This window comes from Phycisphaeraceae bacterium (assembly GCA_020639155.1).
Classification (GTDB): domain Bacteria; phylum Planctomycetota; class Phycisphaerae; order Phycisphaerales; family UBA1924; genus JACKHF01.
This window is the reverse complement of sequence record JACKHF010000001.1, coordinates 1,550,765-1,571,142: the sequence shown is the minus strand read 5'-3', so window position 1 is coordinate 1,571,142 and position 20,378 is coordinate 1,550,765. Positions and strand designations below refer to the sequence as shown.

General features: G+C 56.6%; 15 protein-coding genes. 4 read left to right on the top strand and 11 right to left on the bottom strand.

Annotation, left to right across the window (positions count from 1 at the left end; genetic code table 11):
* Nucleotides 1-236: 236 nt before the first annotated feature.
* Nucleotides 237-659 (top strand): hypothetical protein, encoded by a 423-nt coding sequence (locus H6815_06635; GenBank protein MCB9860115.1) that lies wholly within the window; start codon nucleotides 237-239, stop codon nucleotides 657-659.
* Nucleotides 660-666: 7 nt separating this feature from the next.
* Here H6815_06635 and H6815_06630 read toward each other — a convergent pair whose 3' ends face one another.
* Both H6815_06630 and H6815_06625 read right to left on the bottom strand, forming a co-directional pair.
* Entirely contained in the window at nucleotides 667-2,130 is a 1,464-nt protein-coding gene (locus tag H6815_06630) for a serine/threonine-protein phosphatase (GenBank protein ID MCB9860114.1), read from the bottom strand.
* Nucleotides 2,131-2,159: 29 nt separating this feature from the next.
* Nucleotides 2,160-2,759, bottom strand: a complete 600-nt coding sequence (locus tag H6815_06625; protein ID MCB9860113.1) for a cob(I)yrinic acid a,c-diamide adenosyltransferase — start codon at nucleotides 2,757-2,759, stop codon at nucleotides 2,160-2,162.
* 153 nt (nucleotides 2,760-2,912) lie between these two features.
* On the opposite strand from H6815_06625, the gene recJ reads away from it, so the two are divergent.
* Nucleotides 2,913-4,715, top strand: a complete 1,803-nt coding sequence (gene recJ / locus H6815_06620; GenBank protein MCB9860112.1) for a single-stranded-DNA-specific exonuclease RecJ — start codon at nucleotides 2,913-2,915, stop codon at nucleotides 4,713-4,715.
* A gap of 171 nt (nucleotides 4,716-4,886) precedes the next feature.
* On the opposite strand, the gene H6815_06615 is transcribed toward recJ, so the two are convergent.
* From H6815_06615 to H6815_06590, 6 genes are all read right to left on the bottom strand, one after another.
* A complete protein-coding gene (locus H6815_06615; protein MCB9860111.1) occupies nucleotides 4,887-6,170 on the bottom strand; it encodes a hypothetical protein in 1,284 nt (427 codons plus the stop codon).
* Nucleotides 6,171-6,373: 203 nt separating this feature from the next.
* A complete protein-coding gene (locus H6815_06610; protein ID MCB9860110.1) occupies nucleotides 6,374-9,538 on the bottom strand; it encodes a hypothetical protein in 3,165 nt (1,054 codons plus the stop codon).
* A 322-nt stretch (nucleotides 9,539-9,860) separates the two neighbouring features.
* Nucleotides 9,861-10,262 carry a hypothetical protein gene (locus tag H6815_06605; protein ID MCB9860109.1) on the bottom strand — a complete coding sequence of 134 codons (402 nt, stop codon included), beginning with the start codon at nucleotides 10,260-10,262 and terminating at the stop codon, nucleotides 9,861-9,863.
* A gap of 40 nt (nucleotides 10,263-10,302) precedes the next feature.
* A complete protein-coding gene (locus H6815_06600; GenBank protein ID MCB9860108.1) occupies nucleotides 10,303-10,896 on the bottom strand; it encodes a prepilin-type N-terminal cleavage/methylation domain-containing protein in 594 nt (197 codons plus the stop codon).
* 205 nt (nucleotides 10,897-11,101) lie between these two features.
* Complete coding sequence (locus H6815_06595; GenBank protein MCB9860107.1) at nucleotides 11,102-11,425, bottom strand: prepilin-type N-terminal cleavage/methylation domain-containing protein; 324 nt, start codon at nucleotides 11,423-11,425, stop codon at nucleotides 11,102-11,104.
* A gap of 395 nt (nucleotides 11,426-11,820) precedes the next feature.
* Nucleotides 11,821-14,022: a hypothetical protein gene (locus H6815_06590; protein ID MCB9860106.1), complete on the bottom strand. Its 2,202-nt coding sequence runs from the start codon at nucleotides 14,020-14,022 to the stop codon at nucleotides 11,821-11,823.
* 590 nt (nucleotides 14,023-14,612) lie between these two features.
* Between H6815_06590 and H6815_06585 the strand changes: the two genes are divergently transcribed.
* Complete coding sequence (locus H6815_06585) at nucleotides 14,613-15,191, top strand: response regulator (GenBank protein MCB9860105.1); 579 nt, start codon at nucleotides 14,613-14,615, stop codon at nucleotides 15,189-15,191.
* 96 nt (nucleotides 15,192-15,287) lie between these two features.
* Nucleotides 15,288-17,015, top strand: a complete 1,728-nt coding sequence (locus H6815_06580; protein ID MCB9860104.1) for a methionine--tRNA ligase — start codon at nucleotides 15,288-15,290, stop codon at nucleotides 17,013-17,015.
* A gap of 252 nt (nucleotides 17,016-17,267) precedes the next feature.
* On the opposite strand, the gene H6815_06575 is transcribed toward H6815_06580, so the two are convergent.
* The 3 genes from H6815_06575 to H6815_06565 all read right to left on the bottom strand — a co-directional run bounded on the left by H6815_06575 (nucleotide 17,268) and on the right by H6815_06565 (nucleotide 20,376).
* A complete protein-coding gene (locus H6815_06575; protein MCB9860103.1) occupies nucleotides 17,268-18,137 on the bottom strand; it encodes a queuosine precursor transporter in 870 nt (289 codons plus the stop codon).
* A gap of 292 nt (nucleotides 18,138-18,429) precedes the next feature.
* Nucleotides 18,430-19,299 carry a hypothetical protein gene (locus tag H6815_06570; GenBank protein ID MCB9860102.1) on the bottom strand — a complete coding sequence of 290 codons (870 nt, stop codon included), beginning with the start codon at nucleotides 19,297-19,299 and terminating at the stop codon, nucleotides 18,430-18,432.
* A gap of 402 nt (nucleotides 19,300-19,701) precedes the next feature.
* Nucleotides 19,702-20,376, bottom strand: a complete 675-nt coding sequence (locus tag H6815_06565; GenBank protein MCB9860101.1) for a hypothetical protein — start codon at nucleotides 20,374-20,376, stop codon at nucleotides 19,702-19,704.
* Between the last annotated feature and the right edge of the window lie 2 nt (nucleotides 20,377-20,378).

The following is a 20,378-nucleotide window of genomic DNA, read 5'->3' as shown; positions in this document are numbered from 1 at the left end:
TAAAATGACCGATAACTATTTTAAGTCCCGCTGATACACTCCGGGATCGCACAAGCCATATCCCCCCGCGTGCCGATGCAGGTATGGCTTTCAATGTGCCATCACATTCATGGTGGACAGCAGCGGCTAGCGGGGCTTGGATTCACCAGCCATCCGGGCCGAACGATTGGAAGCCCGCGTGCGTATTCACTGCTGACCGCAAGCGACCAGCAGCTTGCCCTGAGGAGATTGCTTCGATGCCAACCACGTTCACAACCGCCCGTCGTCTCAGCTGTGTCGCGATGCTCTGTGCGGGTGCAGCAGTTCCGATGACCGGCTGCGTCTACTCAGGCTACCGCGAGGGCGGGAACATGATCTCCAACGATCGCCACGTCTACGTCAGCCGGGCATGGGAGCCAAAGACTGTCAGTCTGGTTGATTCACGCACCGGTGAGACTGTCTGGACCTACGAAGTGCCGGTCGGACAGAAGCTTGTTGTTCAGTTCTTCAAGGGCAAGAAGGACGCAGCGCCGCAGTTCCCCGACATCATGCGCTGGGGCGTCTTTGATGACGATGCCACTGGCGGCTCACTTTCAAACACGATCGCTGTACCGGGTCAGGATGCGCGCAGACTCGAATGGGTCATGCGGGCAGCACCCGAGTACCCGTCGATCGGCTAAGCCACACTTATTTTTCTGATTGCAACGCGCGCGTGACCTCAACAACGAGCACGTCGTCGTCGTTCGCAACCGCTGCGCGATGCGAGTCAACCATCGCAGTCACTGTCTCGATATAGGTTGTGCCGTTGTGCTTGCTCGCGAGCACCTGACGCAACCCATCCACACCGATCATCCGATTCTTGTCGTTCCTGCACTCGATCACACCATCGGTGTAGGCGATCAACGTGTCACCCGGCACAAACCGATGTGTGCGCATCTCGATAAGGTAGTCATGAGCCATGCTGACACCCAGCAGCAGCCCGGTCGATGGCAGGTCTTCCAACGTACCATCAACGCCACGCAGGAATGACGGCGGATGGCCCGCTGACGCGTACTTCAGCTCGCTCTTTTCATGATCGATCGAGACAGCAACGCCTGTTGCATACACCGAATGGATAGCAAGGGTCAGATGGATGTACCTGTTCATCTTGCGCATCACTTCGTCCGGCTCGATGTCCGGATTCTCAGCATACAGGCGTTCGAGTTCGCCGTGCAATCGATTCACCGTCAAAGCAGCCCCAATGCCGTGCCCGGTCACGTCGAGCATGACAACGTGTGTCTTCGTGCGTTTGGGATCGCCCTTTCTGGCGGGCGGGATGAACAGAAAATCGCCACCGATCTGGCGCATCGGCTGGTACTCGTAGCGCAGCTGCACATCGCCTTCGAGCACCTCATCCGGGAAGATAGATTCATGGATCTGCTGCGCGCCATAGAGTTCGCGACGCATGTCTGCGTACCGATCCTGCAGGAAGCCCATCTTGAACTTCTTCGTGCGCGAGGAATGACGTAATGCACAGATCGCAAGGCCAGGCAGCACAGTGAACACTGAAAGAAGATCAAAAGCGATCATCCATGGCGGATTGACATTTCCTGTTGCAAGCCGCACAACTTCGGTTGCGGCGAAGATTGCAAGAACAGCGTAGGCAGGCGTGAGTGCTTGCTTTGGCGTCCATGGCAGCACCAGACACGCAACCACATGATAAAGGAAGAAGAACATCAACGAGTTCCAGACATTCCCCTCAAATGCCTGATCCTGAACAGCACTTGCGATCATGTGGAACAGCACAATTAGCACGAGCACGATCTGGCTTGTCCTGACCATCTGTTCACGAGACATCTTCAGCCGCTTTACAGCAGCAATGCCACCAGCACACACGCACAGTTGCAACAAATACAGCACCGTGTTTACAACAACATCTGTTGTGTCGGGCGCTCGATCGGTTCCTATCGCAAGGACAGAGACAACAACCTGTGTCACCACCTGAATAGCCAGAATCCCTGCAAAGACGACATAGAACCAGAAGAACCGTTTCCGCAGGAGTCTGTCTGTCGTATGCACAAACTCGTGCTGAAACTCTGCGCTAGCGGTTACCAGCGACGGTGTCGCCTGCTTCTTCGTTTTTCGAAAGGTTATAAGATTGAGAATATTCATCGTGGAGCAGCACTGACTGGAAGGAGTTGCTATCTGTTTGTACCCGGTTTCCAGAGCACATCATTCTTCCCATTATCGTTGGCAACGCGGGCGAGCACAAACAGCAGGTCGCTCAGTCGGTTCAGATATCGCACGACCTCCGGGCTGGTCTGCACTGGTTCCTCATGGATCAGGTGGACGACGAGGCGCTCTGCGCGACGGACAATCGTGCGCGCCAGATGTAGCGCCGATGCGGCGGGAGAGCCGCCGGATAACACAAACGACTTCAGCGGATCGAGTTCCGCGTTGAAACGATCGATCAGCGACTCGAGACGCTCGGTCTGCTGCGGAGTGATTCGGAGTTGCCCATCTTCGGTTTCATTCGACTTTGGATCGATAGGAATGCACAGATCGGCACCCGCATCGAAGAGATCGTGCCCGATCGAACGCAGTACCGGCGCGATCTCGTCTCTGCATATGCCGGACGACTGCTCGCACGCGCTGATCGCACACCCGAGCGCTGCGCCGGCCTCATCAACAGTGCCATAGCACTCGACGCGCAACGATGCTTTGGACACGCGCGTCCCCGTGCCAAGCCCGGTTGTGCCATCGTCGCCCGTTCGCGTGTAGATTTTGTTGAGCTTGACCATGACCCTCCAATGCGCCATCGACTGAAACATTGTCACCAGCACGGAGTGCATCGCATGTGTGCGCACAACCCGGTACTATCCACGCATCATATCCGAACTGCGGATTCGATGCCGGTACCACCCATGATCCTGCCAGCGGAGTGCCAACAGGCAGTGCCCCACGCGATACAGACACAACCCCAAGTCGATCGTGGACTGACCCGGCGCTGGCTGATGCGATCGGCTGACATCGGCGGCATTTCCAGCGAACTGTCACGATACCCAGCGATTGTCCAGCGAGTCTTTACAGCACGAGGTCTGCACAGCGCCGATGTGCTGGAACCACTGTTGAACCCATCGCTGACACAACTGCACGATCCATCTCGCATTCCCGATCTCGATCGCGCTGCCGAGCGTCTGTTGCGCGCATTGGATGCCAACGAACGTATCACGATCTATGGCGACTACGACGTTGACGGGATTACGGCTGCTGCGACATTGTTCCACACATTGCGCGCACTAAAGCCGGACATCGATCCATCGCTTGTGCAAACATATCTGCCCCATCGCGTCGACGAGGGGTACGGCATCAACGCGGAGGCGCTCACACAGATTCGCGAGCAAGGAACGGATGTGGTTGTCTCGGTCGATTGCGGAATCACAGCTGTAGCCGAAGCGGAACACGCACGATCACTCGGGCTCGATCTGATCATCACCGATCATCATAACCCGCCAGCCACACTCGATGAGATGCCGCGTGCGTTCGCGGTCGTTCATCCTCGCAGACCGGATTCTGATTATCCGTTCGGCGAGTTGTGCGGCGCGGGCGTTGCGTTCAAACTCGCGTGGCGACTCTGTACTATGCGTTGCGGCACGGACAAAGTCACCGATGAGCTGCGCACGCTGCTGGTCGAGCTGCTCGCACTGACCGCCCTTGGCACGATCGCGGATATTGTACCGCTTGTTGACGAAAACCGAGCGATCGCACACTTTGGATTGCGCCGCGTCAAGCACTCCACGTTCGCGGGGCTCCGCGCTCTGGTTGAGGCGAGCGGGCTATCACGCGAGACCGTCGACGAGGAACATGCGGGGTTCGCGATCGGACCAAGACTGAACGCTGCCGGACGCATGGGGCACGCAGCAGAAGCGCTCGAACTCCTCACCACCGCAACGGGCGATCGCGCAACGCAGATTGCAAAGGAACTCACGCGCGTCAACGATCAGCGCAGACGCGAGCAGCAGCGCATCGAGCAGCACGCTCGCGAGCTTGTAATCGAGCACAACCTGGCTGACGATCAATCGCGTGCGATTGTCCTCGCCCACCCGGACTGGCATCCGGGCATCATCGGCATCGTGTGCTCGCGTCTTGTTGAAACGTTCGGGCGCCCCACCATTCTCATGCACCAGCGCGAGGACGGCATGTGCGCCGGCTCTGGACGTTCCATCGCGGGGTACAACCTGCACGCGGGGCTCTGCGCGTGTGCGAATATCCTCGACACCTTCGGCGGGCACGACATGGCTGCTGGCATGAAGGTGAACACTGACAAGTTCGAAGCGTTCCGGGACGTGTTTCTCCAGCACGCCAGCGACAACATCGCGCTAGATCAGCTCACGCCCGCGATCGAGATCGATTGCAGCGCGACGCTGGCAGAACTCACATCGCACACGGTCAACCAGTTGCTGCAGCTTCGTCCTTTCGGTGCACACAACCCGCGCGTCAGGATTCTGCTGGAACAGGTGCGCGTCGCGGGAGAACCATCACGGTTCGGAGCAGATGGCAAGCACCTGCGCGTGAACCTGCGACCCGCCGACGATTCGCGCCATGCCATGACGATCGTCGGCTGGAACTGGGGCGATCACTGGCAGCACTTTGCGCCCGGTCATCTGATCGACGCGGTGATCGAACCGAAGATCTCGACGTGGGGCGGCAGATCACGCATTGAGCCTGAACTGTGTGATGTACGGGTTATTGGGTAACACAGGTCACGGCATTGCGAAACACAAACACAAAGCCCAGGGATTGCAATCCCTGGGCTTTGCTTTCTGATTCTTCTCAACTAACAGAAAACCCGGAAGCATTCGCCTCCGGGCTTTCAGTCAAAGAGAGGAAAGGACTTGTTTCAGCTCATGCAGTGTGCATGGGCTGGATCAGTTGCCTGTGTCGGTCGGGACTGTCGCGACGGACGAGCCCGACTCGATCTGCTTCTCGACTGCTGCGAGCAGTTGGGTCGCGGCAGAGTCTGACGGGTTCTCGCTGAGCACAGTGGAGTACGACTGCTTGGCGATCTCATACTTGCCCATCTGCTGTGCAACGAGGCCCTTGAGCATGAGCGGTGCTGTGTCCTCGCCGCGGAACTCGCACGCCTTGTTCAGCGAGATGAACGCTGCTTCGAGGTTGCCCTCGGAGCGCTGCCAGAGTGCGCGGAGAACGTAGCCGTCAGCAGTCTCGGGCGATTGCGCGATCACGCGACCTGCTGCCTGCTTGACGCGGTTGAAATCGCCGAGTGTGTACGAGACATGCCCGAGCTGCAGCCACGCCTTGGAGTCTGCCTGACCCTCTGTGCCCTGTGTCAGCTTGATAAGAAGCTCGCGAGCTTCGACCGCTCGATCGACTTCCATGAGACAGCGAGCGCGGAGATGCTGAAGATCGCGACGGTTTGTGTTGCCCTTGAACTCAAGCAGCTTGCCGAGGTTGTACTCTGCCTCTGCGAACTTGCCGGTGCGAACCTGCGAGGTTGTGAGATCTTCCAGGACCGACATGTCATCCGGTGCGAGGATACGTGCTTCAGAGAAACGCTCGTACGCTTCGTTCGGCTTGCCTTCGATCATCGCGATGTGCCCCAGTGTTTGCTTGATGCCGGGATTGAACTCGAACGATTCGGAGTTGTCCGACAGGAATGTCTTTGCCTCTTCGAGCTGGTTGTTGTCGATGTATGTCTCAGCAACGGCAACGATGTACTGCGCATTGCGATCATCAAGCTCGAACGCCTGGAGGTAGGAATCGAGCGCCTGCTGGATCTTGCCAACGCGCTCGTAGGTCAGGCCGGTGAAGTACATCGGCTCACCATCGGTTTCGTCAAGCTCCGTTGCCTTGGCGAATGACTCGAGTGCGCCCTCGAAGTTCTGGCTGTCGAGTTCGATGCGACCCTTGAGCACCCAGCTCTTGGCGACTTTGTCGTTGAGTGTGATGGAGTTGTTGATGTGCTCGAGTGCCTGATCAAGAACGCCAGCAAAGTATGCCTGACGCGCCTGGTCAAACTCTGTCGCGGACTTGAGTCCTGCGGCGTGCTCCAGCGCGTTTGCTTTGCCCTCGGCGGTGTACTTGCCTGGGCCAGAGTTACATGCGGTCAGTGTGATTGCTGCAAGCCCGAGTCCGGCAACAGCAGCCATCCGTGCGGCCCGGCGAAGCGAACCTCTCTTCGTAACTGTCATGCGTCATGCTCCTGTTTCATTCGCCCCATACTTCACGGGACGGGTGATCGTCGGCTGCCACGCGTCCGGTGCGATGGCTCGGTCTATGTCTCGGATCAATCCAAAAAGACACATGAGAGCCTGAGTTATCAGACTCTCATGCGTTGTATTCGTTGGCCGGTCATGCGCGTCCAATGACGCACACAACCGGACTGGTGTTTGGTTTAGAACCGCGAGGTTGAGCCTGAACCAGCCGGGACGAACAGGCTGGAGTTCAACGATGTCGCGGGCATGGATGAGCCCCAGACCTGCTGAGAGACGTAGAGATCGAACAGCACGTCGATGGTCTGCTGGGACTGAGGACCAGCAAGCAGTTCCTTGGCAAAGTCGGGATTGCCCACAGCGCTGGATGCTGTCTTGCCAGTGACTGGGCGGGATTCCGGCAGGTTCAGCTTTCTGGTTGGCTTGAACTCAACATCATCGAGCGGCACACCTTCGAGTTCCGCTGCTTCGAGTTCTGCCAGACCAAAGCTGCCCGATTCCATCATCTCGGATGCGATCGGCATGGAAGGCTCAGCGAACTCACCGCTTGCGGATGAGGACTCGTTGTTCTGAGTCATGCCGCCGGTGCTGGAGGCCGGGTTTGCACCGGAGCCCGAGAGCAGCGCGTTTGCAAGTGACTCGAACTGGTTGTTCGGTTCTGACTGGGACGAGGAGGATGGGGTCTCATTCTTCTCGGTTGCCCATGTCACATTGAGCGACTCGTTGCCAAAGCTCGGTTCTTCATTCGAAGATTCCGACGATGGAGTTGATGCATTTGCCTGTATGCTGCTCGGTGTTTCGTTGTTGAGCATGAACGACGGGCTTGTCTCGCTCGACGAACTCTTATTCGAAGCAACAGCGGTGTTGCTTGACTCATTGAACTGCGGCGCGGTGATGGCGTATGTATCACCGAGCTGAGCGTAGATGAATCCGCTCTGCTGTGCGATGACCTCGAGCGCTTCTGCAACCGTGACATCCTCAAAGTCAGCCGAAATCGTGCCGGACACATTCTTGCCGACCACGATGTTCTCGCCTGATGCGAGCGAGATCAGTTCGATCACGTCGCGGATGTCCTGATCGTTGACGCTGAGTGTCAGCGTTGCATCGTCTTCCGACTCGATCGCGGACTGCAGTGAGCCTGACATCACGTCGGGGTTCGACGATGCGAGTTCTGTTGTGTCGTTGTTCTCGAACTCGCTGGGATTCTCAAAGTCGGGGTTGCTCTCGTTCTGTGAGAAGATCTCATCGAACGTGCCAGGCTCAGCGTTGAACTCGTTGCCGAGTGGTGCTTGTCCATCAGCGCCGAATGACTCATTCTCCTGACCTGTTGCAAGCTCGGGTGATTCCGGGCTTTGTGTGCTGGACTCGAACGACTCATCACCAGTTGGCTGCTCTGCAACTGTGGTCTGTGAAGGTGCGAAGCTCTCTTCACCATCCTGCCAGCGGTGCAGGCCCTCGTTGTCGATGCTGGACAGCATGTTGCGTGTCGAGCCCATGACGACTTCCTCAAGGAACGAGCGTGACGGCCACTGTGTCGTGGTGTTCATGAGGTGATCACGCATGCGGATCGCCTCGGGCTGATATGGATTCAATGTGAGAGAGCGCTGGACGAGGTAAAGTGCCTCATCAAAGTCGCCTTCCTTCATCTTCTCCTGAGCGCGAACGAGCAACTGCGACGACTGCTTCTCACGCGACCATGGGAGCAGACCCTCACGTGAGCCGGTCCGCACGTCAATAACATTCTGCTCAGCAGCGGTTGACTGTTCGAGCAGGATGTTGTCGTTGACAATGGTCGGCTTGATCAGGAAGATCAGCTCGTTGCGAGTGATCTCGTTGGTATGACCCTGGAATGCCGGGCCAATGAATGGAAGATCGCCAAGGAACGGCACCTGATTACGACCGTTGACTGTTGACTCGCGGAACAGACCACCGAGCACAACAATCTGGCCGTCACGCACGATGACGTTCGTCGTCAGTTCGTTTGTGATTTCGTCGGGAATGGTAACCGCCGCACCTGTCGCATCGTTTGTGTTGCGGATCACCGCTTCAGACACGCGGGGCAGCAGTTCCATGCGGATCATGCCGTCGTTGCCCACGATCGGACGAACGTGCAGCTGAGTACCTGTATCGAGGAACTCGACAGCCTGTGTGGTTGTAGTGTTATTTGTTGTTGTTGAGAGGTAACCAACCTTGCGGCCAACAAGCACGCGTGCACGCTGACGATTCAATGTCAGAATGTTGGGACGTGAGATGATCGACGTGTCTGACACCGAATCCAGTGCGCTGATGAACATGCCGAAGTCACCCGACACGAGACCAAGCTTGATGGTGGAAGCAGCCGAGCCATCAATGACGCCGGTGGTGCCGCCCATCTGCGGTCCATCGCGATACACCGGCACATCGCCGAGCGAAGAACCACCAGAGCCATCGTCACCAAATCCGCGACCGAGACCTGCGCGCAGACCATCGACCGGATTGATCTCGATGAAGTCGCCGAAATCGAGGTTGCCGAGCAACGCAAAGTCGATGCCCCACGCGTTGTCTTCGTTTACAGCAGTCTGCAGGATGGTGGACTCGATGAGAACCATCTGCGGCTTGGTGTCGATCTGCGCGATCATCTCTTCGATCTTGTCAATGTTCTCCTGCAGATCAAACACGACCAGCACGGAATCAAGCGCGTAGTCCTGACCACCGGTCGGTGTGTTGTCAGGCAGGGAGAATGCCTCCATCTTGCCGGGTGCCTTGATCGTGCCCTTCTCTGAGAGCAGCGGCTGGACAAACTCCGCAGCGTCTGCTGGAGAGATGTAGTTCAGGTGCATGATGCGGCGCTCGATCGGGCGGTTCTCCTCGTAGATCTTGACAAGTTCTTCGAGTGTGTAGACCTCGATGAAGTTGCCACGCTCGATATAGCCGTACCCGTTGACGCCGAGAATCGCGTCGAGCGCCTCGTAGAACGTCACGCTGTACAGGTTCGCTGTGACAGTCGCCGAAACGTTCTGGCTGGCAATGATGTTGCGCTGGCTCTGGATCGAAAGCAGTTGCAGAATCTTGCCAAGATCTTCGTCCTGCACGTGGAGATCGACGAGCAAGTCGTCTGTGACCTTCACGTTGCCGTTGTCGATAAGATCGGACCCGACCTGGGTCTCGTCCTTGTCGAATGGATTCGGCATCTGGTTGCTGGACTTTGTGCTGCCCGGATCAGGCATACTCACACCGGGGATTGAGCCCGATTGTGCAAAGCTCATCGTGGTCCCTGCGAGGACCGCGAGTGTGAATGCCTGGGCCTTTCCGCACACGAGCGAAAGTGCCGAGCCTGTGGTTGTCACGTCTTCACGCTGCTGGTACATTCCTGACCCTCGTCTGGACCTGTCTGGTCTGTTCTGATCTTGCAATATGTGCGTTCTTTGTGCGATGGGATGACACCCCTCCGCACAACCGTCGTCATCGTCTTCGACCGACTGGCTGACCAACTTTGGTCCAATGTGTACGTTTTTGTTTCGGGACGCGAAGAAACTTCACACATCTACATGAAGCATGCACAATGTCGTGCTGCGGTGTAGCAGCACCACAGCGCACCATGTGCGCGGGGCAGAACAAAGCTTGCGCGAGAATACAACTGTACAGATATAGATAACGCGGGACGTGCGCAGTCATTGCGCGCACTTGGATTCAGTCGCCACCGCCCGGACGAAGAGATGTGGTTTTCTCCCCAGCCGGTGTATGCGCAGGCGCTGCGCTGAGATTATTTGACGGGTCGGGCATGGGCATCCCCGGCTTGAGCACAACCATTTCGGGCAATCGTGGTGCAGCCTGAGCATCCTTCACGTCTGGTATATCAACCTGCTTCGGATCTGCATAGACAGATCGAGGCATGCCAGAGACAAGGCGAAGCTTGGCCCAGATGAGCAGGCCGAACACCAGCGCAAACATCGCGATACTCGAAGTCATCAGCCTGGACATACGAAAGAAACCATGCGCACTCCGGCCCGACACAATCACATCATCCGCAGAGGATGCGTCAAGGTTGATGTACTCGAACGGTTTGAGTTGATCTGAAGACTTCCGTGTCATTGATTCAGCCCCTCGTTACAATGCCTCAGACGAGACCAGCTCACGGCATCTTCTGCACAGTGATTCTGCCCGTGTATCCATCAACATTCACGCGGTATGTCTGGTCGTTTCCTGTGATCTCGATGTATCCACCAAGACTGGCACCGTCACCCTGCAGGCTGTTCACCGGGCCGCCAAGCTCATCGAAAATCAGGATCGCACTGCCAAACACCAGCGTGCCGCCGTAGTCAAAGTCGATGTCGCTTATCGTTGCGCCCGCATAGACATTGTCGTTCAAGTTGCGGATGTATTGCCCGCCAACACCAAAGTTGGAATCGAGCAGATCGTTTGTTTGGTCAAGTGTTGCACCGTTGACCTCATAGATCGCGTAGCTGTTTGTCGCTTCATTGAACACAATCGCACGACGCTGCTGGAATGCGAGAGCATCCGATTGCGCGAAGGTAAGGTCTGCGACAATGACCCGAATCGCAGCCTGCACGCGCAACGTGTCGGAGTCACCCATGGATGGGATTACCATTGTGGCTGCAATTGCAAGAATCGCAACCGTCAGCAACATTTCAACAAGCGTGTATGCACGATGGACGCGCACGCGTGCGTGCTGGAATGCATTGTTGATGCAACATGGCCGGTTCATATCCAGAGTATCGAATCAAAGCGAGTGCAACGCCGGTGAATTCTGCGCGGATTATGCTGAAAGGGTGCGGTTGTAGGGAATACGTCGTTGACCAGTTATTGGATGATGCATATCACACATATCCGGATCTCAAACGAAGAACCGCCCACACATCCCTGTGTGAGCGGTCTGATTCAGCTTACGCTGCGATCGTTGTCAGATCCGATTACGGAGCAACCAGACCGGTGGCAGCTGTGTAGGTGTACGCAGCGCCAGTAACGGGGTTGTTCGGAACCGAACGCATGTAACCAGCGGTCACGAGGGCAGCAAGATCGGCGGGATATGCGCCGGTCTGTGCGCGATAGAGCTCGACCTGCGACTGAAGTGTCTGGACCATGGAGTCCTGACTGGCTGCGTTTGCCTGATCAGACGCGTCTGTGAACTGCGGGATCACGATCGCGGCAAGAATGCCGAGGATGACCACAACGATCAAAATTTCGACGAGGGTGAAGGCCTTGCGGGCCTGCTTGCGAACAACACTACGATTCATTATCCATCTCCTTGCAAAGCACTTCGAGATTGCAATCTCGCCCCGCGTCGGCTCCACACCCGTGCGGCCTCCGCATCCCTGTAGGGCGCCGGGCAGCCTTGCCCGGTGTGCTGACAGGAACGCCCTGGCAGCAGACATGAAGGAGTGACTGCCTCCATGCCACGGACAGCATCGGATTCATTGTTCCTCACGATCACTCACTTTGCCGGGGTTTTTCTTTGCAAGCGCGTTCTGTGCCGCATGTACCACATAGGCAGGTGTTGCGCGTTACAAACCGCATAGCGGCAAGGATATATTCGGATCTCGGACGTTTTTTCTGAGCACAAGTTATTGACAAAGCCCCGGAACCAACTGTTCCGGGGCCTTGGAGTATTACAGGATCAAGTACTTAGGTTTTAGCGACCGGACATGATCAGATCTGCTATATCAGCGTTTGGCAGATTCAACGATCCGAGCACGCCAGCGGCTGCTGTAGCTTCCGATTCATTGCCGCTCTTCGCGACATCAATCAAACGATTCACCTGACGCTGTTCAAGTCGATTGCCAAACCGGCGTGCTGATTCAGCAACCTTGCCGAGCAGATCGACACGAACATTGCCTTCAGCCTGCATAGCACGATCAAAGATCGCTGTCTGAGCACGTGCCTCGGGTATCCACGAGAGCACATCCGCGATCGACATGGTCATCCCAACACGGTTGTCTTCAAGTGTGCGGACAAGCGAGGCGCTCGCATCCTCAACACGGAGTACTCGATTCCGGGCGACTGCGAGGTCTCGCAACGCACGAACTGCTCTATCACGGTACATTGCAATGTCGGACTCAGACAGCATGGAGTTGCCGGTGCGTGAAAGCAGCGATTCGATGGAGTTCCGCATTGCTGCTTCGCCGATAGCGCGGCTTCTGATTTCGAGCGAATCGTCACGACCAACCTGCTGGGAGAGCGTGGTGATATCAGCCGAATCAACCATCGCGAGCATCGGAGCTGCTGATGTGCTTGGCGAGATACGGACGCGTTCAACCAAGTTCCTCGTCCAGTCAGTCGAGCCGACCAGCGTGACAAAGTCAACACCCGGCACCTGTGAGATGGGAGTCGCAAGCGCATCAAAGTTGCTGGCGTGAGGCAGTACAGCAAATCCGATAGCTTCCAGTGTTGGACGGATTTCGTCGTACACCTCGCGGTCCTGCGTGATCAGGATTGCGTAGCGATCTGACACATCGCGCACTGCACTTGCAAGCGTCGGCACAACACGATCGGCACCAGCGAACGGTTCATTCGGCTGAGCACCAGCAAGCACGAGCGCTGCTTCGTAGCGAACGCGACGATCGGAGTATGAGAGTGCATCGAGCAACGGTGCGCGCTGCGTAGAACCCCGCCACAGGGCTCCGGCACTTGCCGTCTCGTCGAGCGCTGCAATCGCACGGCGCACAAGCGGGGTGTCGCGATCATCAATCGCCCGGCGGAGCACCCGCTGGCAAGTATCAGAACCCGCAGCAACCGCGTAATACGTCGCATCGCGGCGCGTATCAGGATACTCAGGATTTTCATACCCAACATCTGTTTCTGTATCGCGGCGAAGGTTCGACGCGACCCAGATTGCAACTGCTTCTGCATCGGTGCCTGCGTTCAGCCGAAGCGAGTCCTCAGCGCAGCGCATCGCCATTGCTTCGTCGAACAGCGGCGTCACAATCTCGGACATCAGCAGCCCGATCGCGGGGTCATAGTTCCAGAGCAACTGCGTGGAATCCTGCGGGAAGTTGATCAGCTCCGTCTTGCGATTGTAATAATCGTTCGCAAGCGTGAGGTACGCATCAGCAGCGCTGATGCCCGAACCACCACCGGGCATCCGCAGCATGGCACGAGTGCATGCATCCGCAACCTGTGTGCTGCTTGTCGAGGATTGGAGTTCAACGACCCACGGCAGCGCGGTCTTGTACCCAATATCTGCAAGCACATTCACGACAAGTTCCTGCGATGCTGGATCGAGATCCAGCAGCGATGTGCACAGCGGGATCACCGCATGGCGACCGAGTTGCACCATCACCTTGGATACTTCAAGGCGCAATGCAGAATCATTCCGCTGGAGCAGCGCATCAAGCAACTGTGGCATGGCGTACTCGCCAGCAGCAACAAGACGCGTTGATGCGTTGTTGCGAGCGAGCGCGTTCTCCGTCAGCTTTGCGATGTTCTTTGCGATCTCATTCGGATTCCGAACAAGCGCGATCTTCGCTGCACGGAAACGAGAATCCAGTTCGGCTGCTGCGTCGGCAACATCGCCGCCCTTCTTGCTCGCACGCACAAGCGCGTCCTCGAAGTCAGCAAATCTGACTGCCCGACCATTCTCTATGAGCGAAACAACCTGCTCATCAGTCATCGATGCCCCCGCAAGCTGACGCGCAACAAGTGCCGCAGCTTCACGAGAGTCGATTTTGATATAATGCACGAAATCCTTGAGCAATGACTCGGGCGAGCCCTGCGCAGCTGCACTTTGTGCAGACACCGTCTGCACCGGCAGACCAACTGCAAGACCACAGGTCAGCACAACGCTAGCAGCGACGCTGCCGAGCGCACGATTGATGAGGGGTCGTCCAAAAGACACAGGCTCACTCCAGATCGTTGTATATATGGGCACACAGACGGGAAGTTCGAAACACCGCCGAACACAGAAACCAGTGCCGACGCGACCACTATCGCAGAGCTTTCCGCCCTCCGAGCAGCCAAAGACCAACACAACACCACCACCGTTCCCGACTGAGGCGGGTTCTGTGGGACAGGACAATACGCAAGTTACCAGCCCGAGGATGCCTTTTCAACTGTCTGGAGTACCGTTTGGCAGATAGGAATCTCAGTCTCCAGATGTTCGGAATCGGCGAGGCGCCAACCCGTTCCATCAAGGCATGTACTGATTCTTGCTGCAGATCGCCCGCTCTGCCTGATTTAGGCCGAGAACAGCGGGATCTGGCCGATCATACAGGTCAGAACACTTGCTTTGGTGATACTGACAGAGCAATAACCAGTCCCAAAGGCCGGAAACTACACACAAACAGCAGACTTCCACGCTGATTCTGCAGGAACATGGCTCCTGCGATCAACCTGCCCCCTCTGCACGTCGATTCATCGCATGACTCGGGCTGCCGCTCGGCATCGGCCAGTATCTGCCCGCACGCATGCACGCACAGAGGTGTTTCTATGGCGTTTGAGAAAGATGTGCTCACGACCGGCGAAGTTGCAAAGATTTGCAACGTGGCCCCGCGAACCGTCTCAAAGTGGTTCGACAATGGGTCGCTGAAAGGCTATCGAATCCCCGGTTCAAAGGACCGTCGGATTCCTGTGGCTGAACTCATCGAGTTCATGAAAGCCCATGGCATGCCGCTCAACGGGCTGAAAACCGGCTCCACCCGCGTCCTTATCGCGGATACCGACAGCGAGATGCTCGATGTCCTGACCAAGGTCCTGCGCGAGCAGACCAGCTACGACGTCAGCATCGCAAAGTCTGGGTTCGAGGCCGGCATGATGTGCCATCAGGTCCAGCCCCACGTCCTGCTGATCGATGTCCACATGGACTCCAAGGATCTCAAGACCCTGTGCGAATCCATCCGCAACGACGAGCAGCTCCAGCTCACACGCATCATCGCGATGAGCGGCCAGCTGACCGACGGCCAGACCGGCATGCTCCGCTCTGTCGGGTTCGACGGGTTCCTCCGCAAGCCCTTCCAGGTTCGCCAGCTTGTCGAAGCCATCGAGAACGCCACCCAGATCGTCTCGTAATCGATCTAAACATCGCAGATTTCCAGAAGCCCGGGGATTACAACCCCTGGGCTTTTCTTATGAAGAAGTTTTCAACGCTGCTTCTAGAATCCCGCGATGAGTACCCCAGAGACAGACACCACAAAGCCGTCAACGACGTATATCACCACGCCAATCTACTACGTCAACGATCGCCCACACATCGGGCACTGCTACACAACACTCGTCGCGGACGTGCTCGCGCGATTCCACCGACTGCTTGGAAACGATGTTTTCTTCCTCACGGGCACCGACGAGCACGCGGAAAAAGTCGTCACGAGCGCCAAAGCCCACGACATGACCGCCCAACAGTGGGCCGACCACAACGCCGCACGATTCCGCGAAGCGTTCCAGTTCATGCAGTTCTCCAACGACGACTTTGTGCGCACCAGCGAAGACAGACACAAGCTGCGCGCGAGCGCTTACATCCAGAGACTTGTCGATCAGGGCGACATCGAGCTGGGCGACTACGAGGGATGGTGGGACGCGTCGCAGGAGGAGTATGTCCCCGAGAACACTGCGCGCGAGCACGATTACAAGAGCCCTGTCACAAAGAAGCCACTCGAAAAACGCGTCGAGCAGAACTACTTCTTCAGACTCGACAAGTACGAGGACTGGCTCCGCGCCATGATCGAGGAGAAGCGCATCGAGGTGCTGCCCGAGCAGCGCAAAAATGAAGTCCTCGGACGTATCAAACAGGGCTTGCAGAAAGTTCCTGTCTCGCGCAAGATCAAGGACGGCGACGAGGATTGGGGCATCCGCATGCCCAACGATCCCGACCATCGCGTGTACGTGTGGATCGAAGCGCTGTGCAACTACCTGACGGTCGTTGACAATGCACACCCCGCGTGCGACACGAGCAAAGCAGAGGGCGATCGGCGCACGTACTGGCCAAAGTCCGGCCAGGGCGCAAGCAATGTTGTCCACTTCATGGCAAAGGACATTCTGTGGTTCCACGCTGTGATCTGGCCGGCCATGCTGCACGCGCTCAGCGAGACACCACCCACCACCGTCTACGCGCACGCGTACTGGGTTGCGGAAGGCGTGAAGATGTCAAAGTCGCTTGGCAACTTCATCGAACTCGACGATCTCAAAGCCTACGCCGACCGGTACTCCCTCGACGCGGTGCGCTGGTATCTCATCACACAAGGCCCGCTCGGCGCAACCGACGCGGACTTTGCGTACAAGCGCTTCGTCGAGGTGTACAACGCAGATCTTGCCAACGGGATCGGCAACTGCGCCAGCCGCGTCGGGAACATGATCGCGAAGTACTTTGATGGGAAGATTCAAGATTGGCAAATTCTAGAGCATTTCAACATTGAAGTAGATGGCGAAACAGTCTTACGGACACCACCTCGCGGCCGAGCTGTCCCCCTTGCACAGTCAATCTCTAATCTGATCAATGAAAACAAGATTGGCGATCTGTTATTGTCGGCGAAGTCTGCAATAAGAATCATTGATCAGTTTCTTTCAGATACAGCGCCATTTAAACTAGCAAAGGATCCAAGCAAACTACAAGAAGTTCATTCGATTTTGTACCAAGCTGCTGAGTCTATTCGAATAGTGTCCCTTGCTTATTTTCCCACGATGCCCGAGAAGATGGCACAGCTTTGGCGCAACTGGAACTGCACCCATCTGAACGATCCCAACGACATCGAATCTGGGTTCGTCGCGCCGCTGATGGAACTTGCGCAATGGGCGGGTCCATACGGCCTAAAACCGGGTCAGCAGATCTCCAAGGGCGATGCGCTCTTCATGCGCGCGGATGTGAACGCCGAATCACCAGCCGCAACGAAGCCGGACTGAGAGCGTTCATTCTTCTACAACTCAACGCCCAGGGATGACAATCCCTGGGTCTCTTGTAGGTGTGATGATCTCCACTTCAGAACCGCTGCTATTTCAAAGTATGTATCCATAAACACAGGAATCCGGGTATAAGCACAGGAGTCCGGGGCGTCTCGCCCCGGGTGAGCTCCAGCGTTATACACATTTCATGACAATTGGGGAGCGGGACGCTCCCCACCCCTGATGACTCGTTTGATTTCGATCTTTGCCTGCTCACGCAGGATCTTTCCCCGGCGGCGGAAGTCGCAGATACCGCACCAGATGATGCGTCCCGATGTAGAACGGGATCGTGTCGAGCAGCGCAGCGATCATCTTGAACACATACCCCGTCGCAATAATGACGGCGAGTTGCTTTGCGATGCTCTGGTCGGGCTTGATAATCCCAGCAAGCCCGCCAATCCAATACGTGATCAGAATCACCGCAACGGTGTCAACAAGCTGACTGACCAGCGTCGACCCGTTGTTACGCAGCCAGAGATGTTTGCCGTCGGTCTTCTTCTTCCAGAAGTGGAAGACGTGCACATCGATAAACTGCGCTGCGAGATACGCGAGCATCGACGCGATCACCGCGCCGAACGCGAGTGTGCGCACCTCGAAGAACACGGGCTTCCGATCTGCCTGCGCAAGAAATGCTTTGCGAAGTCCTTCATCCTCAATCGTCGGCGCAACTTCTTTCGCGATACTGGTGATCTGCGCCGCCTGCTCCGCACTCTCAAACCCAGGCAGATTGCCGCCGACCCACAGGATCGACATCACCCAGATATTGAGAATCAGTCCCATCCACACGACCGCGTTCGCGCGACGTTTGCCGAAGAGTTCTGAGATGAAGTCCGTGCACAGGAACGTGATGGGGTACGGCAGCACCCCCACTGCGACAAGGAACAGCGTCGGCCCTGTGCCAGGGTCGCCATCAAAGTCGTGCGAGAACAACTTGATAAACCGCGTGATACCGAGGATGTTCAGCATCGTCAAAGACCCGAGAAACAACCCCGCGAACAGCAGGAACACATTCTCCCGCCTGCGGAACAGTGTCACCTGATCCAGAACCGGCAACCCTTCGTGCGCGTGCTGATGCGCAGGCATTGCTGGCTCATATGATTCGTGCTCCATCTGGGCAGCTGGTGTGTCTGTGTGCATCTGTTTCACTTTGAGAACATGTGCGATCCAATGAATCGTCGAGTAACAAACACATCATACAGCTTCAAGAGATCTGTTAGTGTGGTTCGGTGCGATGATTCTTTTGACTGGACAGATGCGGCGTTTTCGGCGAGTTTCCACGTATACAGAAGCAAATACAAGGGCTGATCGGTTTCCCGACCAGCCCTTGTATTTGCAGTTGTCAGTCACGCGGACTGACATCAATCAGCACCCGAGATTACGGGCAGCCAGCTGCGTACTCGTTACCGAAGCAGATGTAGTCGAAGATGTTGAGCGTGCCGGAGCCATCGCAGTCGGCGTATGCGTTGCCAGCTGCGTACTCGTTACCGAAGCAAATGTAGTCGAAGATGTTGAGCGCGCCGGAGCCGTCGCAGTCAGCGTAGCAGCCGACACCCTCTGTGCCGCAGACGTTCAGCGGGTAGCTGCACTGCTGGCCAGCACCGTTCTGTGCCAATGCCGGGTTCCATGCACCTGTGGCGAGGTCAAAGACAACGCCGGTACCTGTTGGTGTGGTGATGATGGAGCCGTCTGTCCAGAGAGGCATCCACGGACCCGAGCCGCAGCCGCTGGATGTTGCAGTGATGAATGCCCAGTATGTGCCAGCGGTCAGGTTTGCACCGAGGCCAGTGAACTTGATGTCACGGACAACGCGTGCGCAGCTTGTGCCCTGAGCGTTGAACGTACGGAAGATACCGTTGGATGTTTCTGTGTAGGTGGAGAACGGACCAGCAACTGCTGCACCTGGAACGCCGCCGTTGTCGGCATGGATGGCGAGTGTGGCGGACGCCAGAATGTTGCCTGTGGTGGCGCAGTTGGTGGAGTAGATGTTGCAATCGATTTCGTCGATTGTTGCATCGTTGGCCAGTGTGAAGTCCTGAGCGCAGCCGAATGCTGTTGCAACAACGTTGTAACCAGCGATTGTGCAGTCGATTGCGCACTCTGACAGGTCATTGGCGCCGAAACCGCAGGGGCTGCCGCCCGCTGCGTTCACGAGCGGGTTGCTGTAATTGTTGAACAACGATGTGCACTGCGCGGATGCGCCTGCGGCAGCCACGAGCGACGCGAAAACGAACGTCATCTTCTTCATTGGGAACTCCTCTTCTTGTCCCGAAAACGCACACCACGTGAATGCGCGTTTTACTGACGGGTGGTATTCACCGACATGACCAACGTGATCATGCTCAAATACTCCCCCACCCATTTGAGAGCATCTGACCGCCATGCTAATGGAAAGTCCCCAGTCTGTCAATAGTTCTGACACACAATGGGTAAATGCTGCCGTATACTGCTATCGTATGCAATAATTCCGCTATTATCAGACTATTTCACAGGTTATTTGGAACTATACAAACGCGGCATCCCCTATGAAGAAAACTTGCGAAGCACATACCAGATGAGCCATGCTGTTCGCAAACAGCATGGCTCTGGTTCCACAAAATAGCTATAGCTCACCACGGCATGGATGATGAGATGATGCGGTCATGATCGCTCACGGACAGCCTGCAGCATACTCATTCCCAAAGCAGATGTAGTCGAAGATGTTCAGCGTGCCGGAGCCGTCGCAGTCAGCATAGCTCGTTCCTGCAGCGTATTCATTTCCAAAGCAGATGTAATCGAAGATGTTCAGCGAGCCTGATCCGTCGCAATCGGCGTAACACGTTCCACACGACACCTCGGTCGCAACGAGGAAGCTTGCAGGAGCTGCGCCGCCGGTTGCGCTCAGCGTGGAAATCAGCATGCCGCCAGTCGGAACGAGAAAACTGGAGGTGCCTGTCCATGTGAGTGTTTCGCTTGCTGATGCAGGCATCCACGGATCAAGCACAGCGCCGTTGAGTTTGGCGAAGGTGCGACCGTTGTGTCCACCGCCTGTTCCCTGAATTTTCTCCCAAGGCCCGACAGGGAATGACGCTGGATCAACAACAAAATCAGGCATCGGCTCAATCCCGGTGCCTCCAAGACCTGTTCCGGGCTCATCACCGAAGATCAACCAAGCCCAGCCCATGCCGGGCGCCCAGCCTGCGTCTGTCGAAATTGTGAACGTGTACTGGTAGAACCCCGGAGAAATCTGCTCAACACAATACTCTGCAGCAAGCCCCTGGGCGTGAGCAGCCGAGACACATCCCAAACTCGCCAGTGCAGCAAACATGCGTACGCGCGCTCTCATGA